Raw genomic sequence first — 12,858 nt, 5'->3', positions numbered from 1 at the left:
TCCATGCAATCGAGTGTAACAGCAGGTGATGGGGCGGGAAAAGGTGTGCTCGAGCACTTTCGGCCCGTATCCATTTGCGGATACGGGCCGAAAGCCGGCTAGTGCGTTGGTCTACTTCCAGGCGCGGTGCACGGCGACCACGCCGCCGGTCAAGTTGCGGAATTCGACGTTCTTCCAGCCAACATTGATGAACTTCTGGCCCAAGTCCTGCTGGTTTGGCCAGGCGGCGATCGACTCGGCCAGGTAGGCATAGGCCGAAGGGTTCGAGGAGACCAGGTAGCCCAGCGCGGGAATTACGCGCGGCAGGAACTGCTGGTAGGCCACCTTGATCGGAGTGACGGTGGGGGTGGAGAACTCGGCCACCACGATGCGCCCGCCGGGCTTGGTTACGCGGTGCATCTCGGACAGGGCCTTCTCGGTGTCCGAGATATTGCGCAGACCGTAGGAGATGGTCACCGCGTCGAAGGAGTTGTCCTCGAATGGCAGGTCGGTGCCGTCGCCGTAGACGAACTCAAGCTCCGGGTAGCGCTTGCGCCCCTCGGCCAGCATGCCCTCGGACATGTCGCAGGCGGTCACCGTGGCTCCGGCCTTGGCCAGCGGCATCGACGAGGTGCCGGTGCCGGCGGCCAGGTCCAGGATGCGCTCGCCGGATTTGGGCGCGATCGCCTCGGTGGTGATCTTGCGCCAGTAATTCACGATGCCGCCGGTCATCAGGGTATTGAGTAGATCGTAGCGAGGGGCTACATTATCGAACATCTCCTGGACCTGGTTGGCCTGCTTATCCAGGCCCGCGCGCACATTGTGGGAAGTCATGCTTCCAAGTGTTTCATATTCGAGGATGCCCGAGCGCCGGATGTGGGGCGAATCGCGTTCAGAGCAGAGATTCTAGCCGCGCGTAGCTTGCCTCCATCCCGTCGGTCATTCTGGTAGCCAGCACCATGTCACGCGTCTGGGCATCGGGATAGGTGATCACAATCGACAGCAGTGTCCCCTCGCTGCTTTCGGCGAATGTCGACTCGTTGATAGTCGGCGGATAGTCGGTGTCGATCATTTGTTCGGTGGTCCGCTCGTACGACTTGGGAAGTAGTTCGAGCAGCTCGCCGGTGAATCCAAAGCCCTGTCCCTCGGTTCCGGTCTCCGGCTCCCACCGGTAGCGGTAGGTTCCGCCAACGGACTCGGGCAGCACGCATTCGGTCATCTTCCAGCCGTCGGGACCAAGCAGCCAGCGCTTCATAAGCGCCGCGTCATGGTGTGCCTGCCAAACCTGATCGCGGGTTCCGCGAATGATGCGGCTAACGCGAATTTGGGTATCCGAAAGAATCTGGGTTTCGGTGGTGAACGTTCGGGCATAGTTGCGCAGATCTATCAGCACCTGTTCGATCTGGCTCATGGCCGAACGGGTCCCGTCGATCATGCCCATGTCGACTACTTGTTCCAGGTCTGCCGCGGAATCGAAATTCGCCGTAATGGTCAACTTGGTGCCGTCTGGCTGCGGATCAAAGCTGAAGACCATACGGGTGGTCGGCAGCTCGGCGTTGGGCGTGCCGTCGGCATTTGCAAAACCGTCGGTGACTTCGAAGAACTTCTGGTCGACGATTTCATTCCATTCCCAGTAGCCGTGGAACTCCTCTCCTTCGGGCGAGGTCATGTGGTAGTGGGTGCGGCCGCCTGGTGCGGCATCGTGACGGGTGAAAGTTGCCGGGTATTCGACCGGTCCCCAGAACTTCTCGATCTGGCGCGGATCGAGGTAGGCATCCCAGAGCCGGGATACCTTGACCGGGAATTCGGCGTGGACCGTGAGGGTGAGGGATTCTGCGTCTTTGACAACTGATGTGACGGGCATGAGATTACTCCTTAGGGAGTCTCGTCGGCGAGGAAGTCATCGAGCCGGCTTATGCGCTGGCGCCAGATGTCCTCGAGGGATGAGAGTAGTTCCTGCGCGTGCCGGATGGTGTCCGGCTGCCCGCGAACTATGCGCTCGCGGCCACGTGCGATCTTGTTGACCAGACCGGCGGCTTCCAGCGCGGCCACGTGCTTTTGCACGGCGGCAAAAGACATGTCGTAGCTGGCAGCCAGTTCGGAGATGCTGACCTCGGCGTGCAGGGTTCGCCTCACGATGTCTCTTCGTGTGGCATCTGCCAAGGCGCGGAAAACCTTGTTTGTCTGCTCTTCGCTCAACTCATATACAACCATTTGGTTGTACGATACTCCGATGCTCGGGGAAGGTAAAGAGCGGCGGGCAAAAAAGTGGAAATTCAACCAAAATTCAGGGTACTTATCGACTATGGATAACGTTATTTCTAGATGATTTGTCGCCTTGATTTTACGTCCCTCGATGCAATAAGCGGCAGGCTCTACTAAAGCTTTCGGAGTTCGCCTAAGCTGGGTGGAATTGCAAAAGCGATCCATTCATCCGGGTAGGGGAGGCATATGAGCGGGCCCGCCATAAATTGGACTGACGCGTCGCGCCAGGCCTTGCAAGCCCGCGAACTCCTAGGCGCCCCCGACACTGGCTTGGGTGATCTTCCGTTGCGGCGCGATGTGCGCGAATCCTGGAAGAGGTCATTGGCCCACGCCTCGGCCGTCGAACAGCCCGCCGTGCTGAGCAACGAGCGGTTGCGCCTGGAACGCGAGCGGAGCGAACTGCAGCGCATCTGGCCGGTGTTTGAAAAGCTGCTCGTGCCCGCGGCTACGGACGCCAATCTGCTGGTCGCCTTGGCCGATGCTGGTGGGACCTTGCTGTGGGTTGCCGGCAGCAATGGTGCACTGAGCCAGGCCGAAGGGGTCGGTTTCATGGCGGGTGCCGACTGGGCCGAGAGGTCTGTGGGGACTTCCGCCCCCGGAATGGCGCTGGCCACCGGGTCCGGGTCGCAGGTATCGGGCGCTGAGCACCTGTATGAGCGGGCGCAGCAGTACAGCTGCTCGGCGGTCCCGATTCGGAACCCGCGCACCGGACAGGTAATTGGCGCGATCGACCTGACCGGCGGCCCGGATGCGATCGCCACGCATTCGATGCCGTTGCTGCAAGCGGCCGTCATGGCCGCCGAAACCCAGCTGCTCCTGCCGGGAGTCGGGGTCGTGGCGGACCCCGACTATCTGGATCTGGGCCGCTGTGAGGGGGTGTATCTGGGATCGTTGCCCATTTCACTGCGGCATGCCGAAATTCTGACGCTGCTGGCTCAGCACCGTGATGGCATGAATACCGCCCGGCTGGTGGAGGAGCTTTTCGAGCGGCCCGATGCGGCGGCCGAAGGCACGGTGCGCGCCGAAATGGTCAGGTTGCGCAAGGTCCTGGCCGAACTTCCCGGACGGACGCTGATCTCCCGGCCCTACCGGCTGCAGTGGGCTCTGCAAACGACCTTGGGCCGCCTGTGGGATGCGCTGGAGCTAGGGGACCTGGAAGCGGCGTTGCAATTGTATTCGCCCGGACTATTGGTTCGCTCGCAGGCCCCGGGGGTCCTGATGCTGCGTCATCGGACCGAGGCGGCGTTGCGGGAAATGGCGCTGGACCGGGGTCGGCCGCAGCAGCTGTTGAATCTTGGCCGGCAATTGGCCGATGCCGACCTTTTGCGTGCGGCCTTGCGCGAATTGCCAGCCGATTCGCCGGCGCGTTCGCTGATTGTTGCAGAGGTCCAAGAGCTGGAGGCGTAGGCGCTTCCATTATCCGTGCTGCCGTCCCTGGCGAATCTTCTCCAGCACCAGCGCGAGGGCCGGCCAGGCGCCACGCCCTTTGCGGGTCCGGGCGAAGGCGCGCAGTCGCAGGTCGGGGTTCTGCAGCGGCAGAATCGTGATCCCATCCCGCCCTGGCCGGTTTTCCGGTAGCAGTCCCACGCCTAGCCCGGCCAGGATCAGGTCTTCGACCAGATCCAGGCTGTCGGCCTGGTGGCGCATGGCCGGGGTGAATCCGGCCATCGAGGACAGTAGCCGCAGGACCGACTCGTCGGCGACGTTGCGCGAATTCCCGATCCAGTCGCGGTCGCGGAAAGCTGCCAGCACCGCGGGGGCATCAGGGGCCCCGCCGCCGGTGGCCAGCCGCACGGCGTCGGCGGTGGGCACTCCCAGCCCCCAGGGAGTGCTCCACAGCTGAAGCGTGTCCACCCCGGGTCCGGCATCGTCCGGGGCCAGATTGTAGTCGTAGGTCAGGGCCAGGTCGATCTCGTCCACCGCCAGCCGGGCCAGGGCCTCGGCGGGCTCGTGCTCCAGCACCACGATCCTCACCGCGGGGTGCTCTAGCGCCAGCTCCTCGAAAATGGGCATCAGCGTGGTGCGGATCGCGGTGGCGAATCCCGCGACCCGCAGGGTGCCCGAGGGAGCGGCTTCCGGATCCAGATCCAGTTTCGCTGCGTCGACCGCGCCAAGGATGCTCTGCGCGTGCTCCGCCAGCCGGCGGCCGGCGGGGGTGAGCCGGACGCCGCGCCCGTCGGGTTCCAGCAACCTGGCGCCGGTCTCCTTGGACAGCTGCGCGATCTGCTGGGAGACGGTCGAGGTGGTGGTTCCGAGCACATCGGCGACGGCCCGCATCGAGCCCATACGGGCCAGCTCGTACAGGTATTGCAGGCGGCGGGTATCCATAGGTTCCATTGTGCAGGATTCATTAACAATATGTTGATGATTCTCGCGTGGACATGGATGACTTTTCTCGGCTCTACTGGAGCCATGAACTCAACTGCCGCGAACACTTCCAACTCCGCCGGGGCCGGCTCGCTGATGGCCTTTGCCGCGATGGGCTGCGTGCAGCTAGGCCTTGCCGCATCGATTGGACTTGCCGGAACTCTGGGCTCCGAGGGCGTCGCCTGGCTGCGCCTAGCCTGGGCCGCCGTCATCCTGGTGGCCATTGCCCGTCCCTGGCGCCTGCGCTACTCCCGGGCAACACTGGGGATTTGCGCCCTGCTGGGGTTGGCCACCGCGGGTATGACGCTGGCGTTCATGAGGGCGGTGGAGACGATCCCGCTGGGTACCGCAAGCGCGCTGGAGTTCATGGGTCCGCTGTCTGTCGCCATCATCCAGGGCCGGGGCCGCGGACGCTGGTGGGCGCTAGTCGCGGCCGCCGGGGTGCTCGGGCTGACCGAACCGTGGCAGGGGTCCGCGGATCTGGCGGGCGTGCTTTTCGCGCTGGTCGGCGCAGCTTGCTGGGCCCTCTACGTCCTGCTCACGCAGCGCGCAGGGGATGCGGTGGACGGCATTGGCGCCCTGGCCATCTCGATGCCCATCGCGGCCATTGCCGCCACGGTGGTGGTGGGCCCGGAGGTGATCGGCCGGATGGACCTGCCGGCGCTGGTCATCGGGCTTGGGCTCGGGTTGCTGCTGCCGGTCATCCCTTTCAGCCTCGAGCTGCTGGCCCTGCGCCGGCTGACTGCCTCGGCGTTCGGGACCCTGATGTGCCTTGAACCCGCCATCGCCATGGTCGTCGGGTTGCTCTTCTTGCAGCAGATCCCGAGCCCGGCGGCCATTGCGGGCATCGTGCTGGTCATCTTGGCTGGCGTCGGCGCCACGCGCACCGGGCGGCGCGATCCGACTGCAGGCGCACCTGCCGCGGTGGACTCCGCGTCTCCGGTCATGCCGCACTGAACTTCCTCAGCGGCGGCGCGGGCATGCAACCTAACCGCAACCTTTGAGTGACTAGAGTCACATTCATGGCCGGGTGGCGGAAACATTCCGCCACCGCACGGATGATGACGAAGGAGTCGTGAAGCAATGAGCGTCTACGCAAACCCGAACACCGATGGGGCACTAGTCAATTTCAAATCGCGCTACGAGAACTATATTGGTGGTGAGTGGGTTGCCCCGGTCAAGGGCATGTATTTCGAAAACGTCACCCCCATTACCGGAAAGTCCTTCTGCGAAGTGGCCCGTTCAACCGCCGAGGACATCGAACTAGCACTGGACGCCGCCCATGCGGCCGCACCAGCCTGGGGAAAGAGCAGCCCGGCGGCCCGCGCGGTCATCCTGAATAAGATTGCGGATCGCATCGAGGACAACCTCGAGATGCTTGCCGTCGCCGAGACCTGGGATAACGGCAAGGCGGTGCGTGAAACCCTGAATGCAGACCTCCCGCTGGCGGTAGACCACTTCCGCTACTTCGCCGGTGCGATCCGCGCCCAAGAGGGTTCGCTGTCGCAGCTGGATGAGGACACCACCGCCTATCACTTCCATGAACCGCTGGGTGTGGTCGGTCAGATCATCCCGTGGAACTTCCCAATTCTGATGGCGGTCTGGAAGCTGGCTCCAGCGCTAGCCGCCGGCAACGCGGTAGTCCTCAAGCCCGCCGAACAAACCCCCGCCTCGATTCTGGTGCTCGCCGAACTCATCGGTGACCTGCTGCCTGCCGGTGTGCTGAACATCGTCAACGGTTTCGGCGTAGAGTGCGGCAAGCCGTTGGCGAGCAACAAGCGCATTCGCAAGATCGCGTTCACCGGCGAAACCACCACCGGCCGGCTGATCATGCAGTATGCCTCCGAGAACCTGATCCCGGTCACCTTGGAGCTCGGCGGAAAGTCCCCGAACATCTTCTTCGAGGACGTCGCGGCCAAGGATGATGCGTTCTACGACAAGGCGCAAGAAGGGTTCACGCTTTTCGCGTTGAACCAGGGCGAGGTCTGCACCTGCCCATCGCGAGCACTCGTCCAGGAAAGCATCTACGGCGAGTTCATGGAAAAGGTCATCGCCCGCACCGAAGCCATCAAGCAGGGCAACCCGCTGGACACCGAGGTCATGATGGGGGCGCAGGCCTCCAACGACCAGCTGGAGAAGATCCTCTCCTACCTGGATATTGGCAAGGCCGAAGGCGCGAAGCTGCTGACCGGTGGTGCCCGGGCGGAACTCGGCGGTGACCTGGAAGGCGGCTACTACGTGCAGCCGACCATCTTCGAGGGCCAGAACAAGATGCGCATCTTCCAGGAAGAGATCTTCGGGCCGGTCGTAGCGGTGACGAAATTCAGCGACTACGACGACGCGCTGAGCATCGCCAACGACACCCTCTACGGTCTGGGCTCCGGCGTCTGGAGCCGCAACGGCAACACCGCCTACCGTGCGGGCCGCGATATCCAAGCGGGACGTGTCTGGGTGAACCAGTACCACGCCTACCCGGCGCACTCGGCCTTCGGTGGCTACAAATCCTCCGGTATCGGTCGAGAGAACCACCTGATGATGCTGGACCACTACCAGCAGACCAAGAACCTGCTCGTCTCCTACTCGGAGAACAAGCTCGGCTTCTTCTAAGCCGGCAAACCGCCGCCGGCTACGCTAGAAAATTCAAGAGACCCCGAAGGCGTGGGGTCACCTAGGTGCTCGCCCGGGGCACGATTGGACTCATTCCCGGACATGCACGTGTGCTCCCACGCCTCCAAAGCCATGCAAAGGAAAAATTACATGACTACGATGAAAGCCGCAACCGTTGAAGGCTTCGGAGAAGAGCTCCTGATCAAGGACGCGCCGATTCCCGAGCCCGGCCCAGGGCAGGCCCTGGTGAAGCTTATTGCCTCCGGTGTTTGCCACACTGACCTGCACGCGGCGGAAGGCGATTGGCCGGTCAAGCCGAAGCTTCCGCTGATCCCCGGCCACGAAGGTGTGGGAACAGTTGAAAAGATCGGCGAAGGCGTCACCGAGGTAGCGGTTGGAGACCTGGTTGGAAATGCCTGGCTGGCCAGCGCTTGCGGTAGCTGCGAGTTCTGCCGTACCGGCTGGGAGACCCTGTGCGAGTCCCAAGTCAACGGAGGCTACTCGCTGGATGGTTCCTTTGGCCAGTACATGCTAGTCGACGCTAAATTCGCCGCGCAGATTCCGGAAGGATCCGACCCGCATGAGATCGCACCGGTGCTATGCGCTGGAGTGACCGTGTACAAAGGGCTGAAGATGACCGGGGTGCGCCCGGGCCAATGGGTCGCAATTTCCGGCATCGGAGGCTTGGGCCACATCGCCGTGCAGTACGCGGTTGCCATGGGAATGCGTGTGGTTGCCATTGATGTGGCAGACGAGAAACTCGCGCTGGCGACCAAGCATGGCGCGGAAATCACGGTCAACGCGTTCGCGCAGGAACCTGCCGACGTCATCCAGGAAAAGATCGGTGGAACTCACGGTGTGCTGGTTACCGCAGTGCACCCGGCAGCCTTTGGGCAGGCTATCGGCATGACCAAGCGCGGTGGAACGATCGTATTCAACGGTTTGCCTGCCGGTGATTTTCCCGCACCAATCTTCGACATTGTGCTCAAAGGCTTGACCATCCGTGGATCAATTGTTGGCACCCGCCAGGACATGATCGAGGCTCTGGAATTCTATGCGGATGGCAAAATCAAACCGACATTCCACACCCGGAAACTCGATGATATCAATGCGGTCTTTGACGAGATGCGTCACGCCAAAATCGATGGACGAGTGGTCATAGACTACCTGGAGAAATAGTAGGACACTGGCCCTAACGGGTTTGCCGCAAGGACCGTTGCCCGGGTTCAACGAACCATCGTTGCATCCGGGCAGCGGTAATTAACCGCTATCGCAAAGGAGCACTCCATGAGCACCGTCACCGAATCCCGGGCTGCGATCATTGGGGAAGAATTTTCCCGCGTCGCCTTTACCGACGAGACCCTGGAATTGCTGCGCAAACTCTGGAATATCCATGGACCATTGATGTTCCACCAATCTGGTGGTTGCTGCGACGGTTCATCGCCTATGTGCTATCCGGCAGGCGATTTCAAAACCGGCAATGCGGACATCCTGCTCGGGGTGCTGGAGCTAAAGGACGCGACGGGAGAAGAATTGGGGCAGATCGACTTTTGGATGTCCAAGGAACAATTCGAATACTGGAAGCACACCAAGCTCACCGTGGATGTGGTCGACGGGCGGGGATCGGGCTTTTCCGTGGAGGCTCCGGAAGGCAAACGTTTCCTCATCCGCAGCGAAATCATCGAGTTCCCCACGGCGTAGGATCATTGAATGCGCCTCTGGTCCCTACATCCCGAACTGCTCGATGCCAAGGGCCTTGTCGCATGCTGGCGTGAAACACTGCTGGCCCAGAAAACTCTCGCCGGGCAGACCGCCGGCTATGTAAATCACCCGCAATTGGTCCGCTTCCGGGCGTCGGGCGCCCCGTTGCGGATGGTGGGGCATACCTGCAGGGGCTCCACGATGAATCGTTGAAGCGCGGGTACCGGTTTGACCAGACGAAAATTCTGCACTCCGTGCCAGCAGGGAGCAGCGGTCAACTGGCTGTCACCAGCGGCCAATTGAATTTCGAGTACTGCCACCTGCTGCGCAAGCTGGAGATTCGTGCCCCAGAAAGCGCCAGCGCACTGATGGCGCGGGAGGTCGGCGGGCTGCCGCCTCATCCGCTATTTCGTGTGGTGCCCGGTCCGGTCGAAGCGTGGGAAAAAGACGTTCACGCCGCAGACGAGTAGACCGTTCAAGATTCGGTGCCCGGCCTCGATAGGCAATTGCGTGAATACTGAATCTTCAGGGCCTGCTTGGTGCAGGGCACGATCCAACGGACCGTTACTGTGCGGTACCGCTAGATCTTGGGCAAGGCTTGCAGCCAAACCGAGATGCGCTCCAACTGCGCTGAGTCAAGCAGCAGCACGATCTCTAACCCGTCGTTTGCCGGCCGAAGCAGGACTGCGGAACCGGCGGGGAGCCCGGCTTGGGCCGATAGCGCTTTATCGGCTATGGAGCCTTTGGCGACGCCTGAGACCATGCAGAGGAAAAGTTCGGTATCGCTGCCATTCCAGGATTCAGCAATTGAATTTTTCCTATCGAAAAACCGTTGCAGATCATCTCGGTGGAACCACCCGGCGCCCAATTCGAATCTAATTTCCGCAACAGTAGCCAAGGAGCGGGACTTGAATCCTGCAGGCGCACTCGTAGCGCGCAGGACGAATCCCGGCCCTTCCAGCTGCGGGACTAGGGCTAAGCCAGGCTGAATTTTCTCCGGATCAACGGATTTCTTACGTCCAAACCAAGCCAAGCGGAATTCCTTTACCTCAGGTGCCGGGCCAGGTAGCCGACCTTTGAACCCAACCTTTGAACCCAACCTTAGTTCAGTCCTTCGGCAGGTCCGCAAAAACACTTGAATCTGATTAGTGGCAGCATAAAGCAAGGCCGCCACAGCAGCGTCGCGCATTTCTGCGTGAGCCACTGTGGCGTAGATGCCTAAGGATTGGGCCGTTGGGCTGCGGCGCGAGTATTAGTTCGTGCGCAACTCGGCGACTATCGATCCTATGATTTAACCAAAACCGGGAGACCTGAATCTCTGCGCAGTTCCATCGTGAGCGATATTCCCAGTAGCGCCACGATGATCGTAAATGGCAGCGCCGAAAGCATTGCTGCCTGTTGGAGGGCGGAGAGCCCGCCAACTAGCAACAGCAGCACTGCGCTCAGGCCGGTGAGGATGCCCCAGATGCCCAGAACCGGACGCGTTGGGTTCAAATGCCCATTGCTGGACATCATGCTCAAAACAAATGTGTTTGCGTCTGCGCCGGAGACGAAGAACAGCACGACCAAGATCATGGTCACCACGGAGGTGAGCTCTACCAGTGGAAGCTCGGCGAGCATCGCGAAGAACGCGGAGTTGAGATTCTCCGAGGTTTGCGCCGCGATCGGAGCACCATCCATCTCGAACTTGATTGCGCTTGCGCCGAAGATGGTGAACCATGCAAAGAACACCAAACTTGGAATGCCCAGAACGCCTGCGACGAACTGACGAATGGTGCGGCCCTTGGATATCTTGGCAAGGAATACTCCGACAAATGCGCCCCAGCTAAGCCACCAGGCCATCATGAAGTACGTCCACCACTGCATCCACTGAAGGTCATCAGGCGTAGTCGGAGTGATTAGTGAAACCTGGAAGAAATCATTGAAGTACTGGCCTACGGAGCGGAAGAAAATATTTCCGATAAAGCTGGTGGGGCCGAAGATCAAGACGAATAGTGCCAGCAGTACCGACAATGACATCGTGATCTGGCTGATGTACTTGATGCCGCGATTGACCCCGGAAAGTGCAGACAAGGTGAACAGGACGGTGATGACCGCGATAATGACAATTTGCACGCCGACACCTGTGGCAAGACCGAATACTCGGTTCAGGCCCTCTTCGATTTGCGCAGCGCCCAGACCCAATGAAGTCGTGGTGCCGAACAGCGTCGCCAGAATGGCAAACACGTCAATCAGCTTGCCGAACCAGCCGTCCACGAGGCGTCCGAGAACCGGTCGCAACATCGGTGAGACGAGCCCCGGGCGGCCCTTCCGGTGCGTGGAGTAGCCGATTGCCAAGCCGAAGACGCCGAAGACCGCCCAAGCATGCGGGCCCCAGTCAAAGAAGCTGAACTGCAGTGCGCGAACTGCCGCGTTCAGGGTGCCGGGGTCTTCCAGTCCGTGTGGCGGGGCCATGAAGTGCGAGATCGGTTCTGCTACGCCGTAGCTGATCAGACCGATGCCCATTACGGCGGACAAGATCATTGCCAGCCAAGCCCAGGTGGAGTATTCGGGGCGTGAATCCTCGCTGCCCAGCCGGATGCCGCCGTAGCGGCTCGTTCCTAGGAAGATCATGAGTCCGATGCATCCTAGGGTCACCACCAGGTAGCTCCAGCCGACGGTGCGCGTGACCCAGTCCATGCTGGAGGTCATCAGCGCGCCAAGGCTTTCCGGTGAAAGGCTAGCCCAAAGCAGGATCCCCACCAGCAGAATCATGGCGGTATAGAAAACGCTGCCTACACGCGGTTTCTCGCCGAGGGCGTTGTCTAGGTTCTTGGCCGAGGAGGCGTTGCTTGACTCCTCGATCAAAGTTTTATCGACCATGATTTTCTCCGCTTCGATGTTCTGGCCCCGCATGAAGCAGCGCCTAGGAGGTCGTTTGATTGACGGGTGCTAGAGGGACTCTAGATTTGCGCCGTCGTAGAATCGACCGGCCTTGTAGACCATCGGTTCGATGTTGGATACTTCTGCGTGACGAACGCGGCACACGAAAATGGTGTGAGTCTTGGCCTGGAAGCGTTCGCGTATTTCTGCCTCAATCATTGCGGACGAGGAGTCGATCAACGGGCTTCCGTCAGGACCTTCATGCCAAACGATATCAGCGAACTTGTCAGCGGACTTGGAAGCGAAGGTTGAAACAGTGTCTTTCTGCTCACGGGAAAGGATGTTGATGCCTAGGTGAGTTGACGCGAACAACGCTGGGTAAGTTGAAGAAGTCTTCTGTACACACACCATCACCAGTGGTGGCTCTAGCGAGATTGAAGAGTATGCATTTACCGCCAATCCCTTGGGCTTTCCGTTTTCTTGTGTAGTTACGACGGTGACACCAGTGACGAACTGACGGTTGAAGGCCTTCATCGCATCTAGATCTGGCTCACCGGACAAATCGGCCATGAGTACCGGCTCGTCGCTGGCCTTTTCGGCAGCAATCGCGTCCGACAGAGAACGGATCCCCAATGAATTGAGCAGTTCGGAGCCGTCCCACGTGACATTTTCGCTCTGGATCAGTCCATCGTGAAGTGCAACTTCATTCGACCCTCGGGTTACCACCGATTTGCCGGTAGCAGGCACTCCGAGGAACGTCTCGGTGTGGGTTCCGGATGTCGTCCAGAATATAGCCGCGCGGTCCCCGTTAACAATCACCGAATTGATCTTGGTAGTCAGATCAGGAAAACCGGCGCGGGTTGCGCGAATTTCATTCTGGAACTGAGCCAAGGTCATTGAATTTCCGTCGGACTTCCCCGTGCGACTGTAGCTATCGGTGCAGATCGAAGCCAACGCTTCGACTTCACCGCGATCCCACGCAGCGGTCCAAGCTTCTTCAAGGGCAGTTTCAAAAGTCTGTTGCATACTAGAGACTGTAAGGCGCGTCACTGTCTCGGGTCAAGAGGTTTGATCAAA

14 protein-coding genes are annotated in these 12,858 nt (G+C 60.6%); 7 read left to right on the top strand and 7 right to left on the bottom strand.

Annotation, left to right across the window (positions count from 1 at the left end):
* Nucleotides 1–111: 111 nt before the first annotated feature.
* From CQ019_RS12545 to CQ019_RS12535, 3 genes are read right to left on the bottom strand one after another with little or no spacing between them, the layout of a single operon-like run.
* On the bottom strand, nucleotides 112–813 hold the full coding sequence (locus tag CQ019_RS12545) for a demethylmenaquinone methyltransferase (protein WP_105553638.1): 702 nt from the start codon (nucleotides 811–813) through the stop codon (nucleotides 112–114).
* A 58-nt stretch (nucleotides 814–871) separates the two neighbouring features.
* On the bottom strand, nucleotides 872–1,843 hold the full coding sequence (locus CQ019_RS12540) for an SRPBCC family protein (protein ID WP_105569831.1): 972 nt from the start codon (nucleotides 1,841–1,843) through the stop codon (nucleotides 872–874).
* Between the two features lie 11 nt (nucleotides 1,844–1,854).
* Nucleotides 1,855–2,193 carry a helix-turn-helix transcriptional regulator gene (locus CQ019_RS12535; RefSeq protein ID WP_105569830.1) on the bottom strand — a complete coding sequence of 113 codons (339 nt, stop codon included), beginning with the start codon at nucleotides 2,191–2,193 and terminating at the stop codon, nucleotides 1,855–1,857.
* Between the two features lie 237 nt (nucleotides 2,194–2,430).
* Between CQ019_RS12535 and CQ019_RS12530 the strand changes: the two genes are divergently transcribed.
* Nucleotides 2,431–3,651, top strand: coding sequence for a helix-turn-helix domain-containing protein (locus CQ019_RS12530; RefSeq protein ID WP_146113370.1), 1,221 nt, complete (start codon nucleotides 2,431–2,433; stop codon nucleotides 3,649–3,651).
* 9 nt (nucleotides 3,652–3,660) lie between these two features.
* Here the strand turns inward: CQ019_RS12530 and CQ019_RS12525 are convergent, their stop codons facing one another.
* Complete coding sequence (locus tag CQ019_RS12525; protein WP_105569828.1) at nucleotides 3,661–4,572, bottom strand: LysR family transcriptional regulator; 912 nt, start codon at nucleotides 4,570–4,572, stop codon at nucleotides 3,661–3,663.
* An 84-nt stretch (nucleotides 4,573–4,656) separates the two neighbouring features.
* Here CQ019_RS12525 and CQ019_RS12520 point away from each other — a divergent pair, with 84 nt between their 5' ends.
* The 6 genes from CQ019_RS12520 (at nucleotide 4,657) to CQ019_RS18865 (ending at nucleotide 9,389) form a co-directional block, all read left to right on the top strand.
* Nucleotides 4,657–5,568, top strand: coding sequence for a DMT family transporter (locus tag CQ019_RS12520; protein WP_181148463.1), 912 nt, complete (start codon nucleotides 4,657–4,659; stop codon nucleotides 5,566–5,568).
* A gap of 126 nt (nucleotides 5,569–5,694) precedes the next feature.
* The gene (adh, locus tag CQ019_RS12515; protein ID WP_105569827.1) at nucleotides 5,695–7,218 is read left to right on the top strand and encodes an aldehyde dehydrogenase; all 1,524 of its coding nucleotides are present in this window, start codon (nucleotides 5,695–5,697) and stop codon (nucleotides 7,216–7,218) included.
* Between the two features lie 150 nt (nucleotides 7,219–7,368).
* Nucleotides 7,369–8,397, top strand: a complete 1,029-nt coding sequence (gene adhP, locus CQ019_RS12510) for an alcohol dehydrogenase AdhP (RefSeq protein WP_105569826.1) — start codon at nucleotides 7,369–7,371, stop codon at nucleotides 8,395–8,397.
* A 108-nt stretch (nucleotides 8,398–8,505) separates the two neighbouring features.
* Complete coding sequence (locus CQ019_RS12505) at nucleotides 8,506–8,919, top strand: DUF779 domain-containing protein (RefSeq protein ID WP_105553631.1); 414 nt, start codon at nucleotides 8,506–8,508, stop codon at nucleotides 8,917–8,919.
* Nucleotides 8,920–8,928: 9 nt separating this feature from the next.
* Entirely contained in the window at nucleotides 8,929–9,132 is a 204-nt protein-coding gene (locus tag CQ019_RS18870; protein WP_308727259.1) for a pyrimidine dimer DNA glycosylase/endonuclease V, read from the top strand.
* 41 nt (nucleotides 9,133–9,173) lie between these two features.
* A complete protein-coding gene (locus CQ019_RS18865; RefSeq protein WP_308727258.1) occupies nucleotides 9,174–9,389 on the top strand; it encodes a hypothetical protein in 216 nt (71 codons plus the stop codon).
* A gap of 110 nt (nucleotides 9,390–9,499) precedes the next feature.
* Here CQ019_RS18865 and CQ019_RS12495 read toward each other — a convergent pair whose 3' ends face one another.
* The 3 genes from CQ019_RS12495 to CQ019_RS12485 all read right to left on the bottom strand — a co-directional run bounded on the left by CQ019_RS12495 (nucleotide 9,500) and on the right by CQ019_RS12485 (nucleotide 12,831).
* A complete protein-coding gene (locus CQ019_RS12495; protein ID WP_105553630.1) occupies nucleotides 9,500–9,952 on the bottom strand; it encodes a hypothetical protein in 453 nt (150 codons plus the stop codon).
* Between the two features lie 251 nt (nucleotides 9,953–10,203).
* On the bottom strand, nucleotides 10,204–11,814 hold the full coding sequence (locus tag CQ019_RS12490; RefSeq protein WP_308727257.1) for a BCCT family transporter: 1,611 nt from the start codon (nucleotides 11,812–11,814) through the stop codon (nucleotides 10,204–10,206).
* Nucleotides 11,815–11,850: 36 nt separating this feature from the next.
* Nucleotides 11,851–12,831, bottom strand: a complete 981-nt coding sequence (locus tag CQ019_RS12485; RefSeq protein WP_258134008.1) for a flavin reductase — start codon at nucleotides 12,829–12,831, stop codon at nucleotides 11,851–11,853.
* Nucleotides 12,832–12,858: the final 27 nt, after the last annotated feature.

The organism is Arthrobacter sp. MYb229 (assembly GCF_002975405.1).
Classification (GTDB): Bacteria; Actinomycetota; Actinomycetes; order Actinomycetales; family Micrococcaceae; genus Glutamicibacter.
The sequence above is the reverse complement of the archived record's forward strand: the minus strand, read 5'-3'. Positions and strand labels throughout refer to the sequence as shown.

What these genes read in the sequence shown, in the direction of transcription:
- CQ019_RS12525 (WP_105569828.1), bottom strand. Translation starts at nt 4,572, where the DNA reads ATGGATACCCGCCGCCTGCAATACCTGTACGAGCTGGCCCGTATGGGC.
- CQ019_RS18870 (WP_308727259.1), top strand. Translation starts at nt 8,929, where the DNA reads ATGCGCCTCTGGTCCCTACATCCCGAACTGCTCGATGCCAAGGGCCTT.
- CQ019_RS12520 (WP_181148463.1), top strand. Translation starts at nt 4,657, where the DNA reads ATGAACTCAACTGCCGCGAACACTTCCAACTCCGCCGGGGCCGGCTCG.
- CQ019_RS12530 (WP_146113370.1), top strand. Translation starts at nt 2,431, where the DNA reads ATGAGCGGGCCCGCCATAAATTGGACTGACGCGTCGCGCCAGGCCTTG.
- CQ019_RS12545 (WP_105553638.1), bottom strand. Translation starts at nt 813, where the DNA reads ATGACTTCCCACAATGTGCGCGCGGGCCTGGATAAGCAGGCCAACCAG.
- CQ019_RS12505 (WP_105553631.1), top strand. Translation starts at nt 8,506, where the DNA reads ATGAGCACCGTCACCGAATCCCGGGCTGCGATCATTGGGGAAGAATTT.
- CQ019_RS12540 (WP_105569831.1), bottom strand. Translation starts at nt 1,843, where the DNA reads ATGCCCGTCACATCAGTTGTCAAAGACGCAGAATCCCTCACCCTCACG.
- adhP (WP_105569826.1), top strand. Translation starts at nt 7,369, where the DNA reads ATGACTACGATGAAAGCCGCAACCGTTGAAGGCTTCGGAGAAGAGCTC.
- CQ019_RS12535 (WP_105569830.1), bottom strand. Translation starts at nt 2,193, where the DNA reads ATGGTTGTATATGAGTTGAGCGAAGAGCAGACAAACAAGGTTTTCCGC.
- CQ019_RS12490 (WP_308727257.1), bottom strand. Translation starts at nt 11,814, where the DNA reads ATGCGGGGCCAGAACATCGAAGCGGAGAAAATCATGGTCGATAAAACT.
- adh (WP_105569827.1), top strand. Translation starts at nt 5,695, where the DNA reads ATGAGCGTCTACGCAAACCCGAACACCGATGGGGCACTAGTCAATTTC.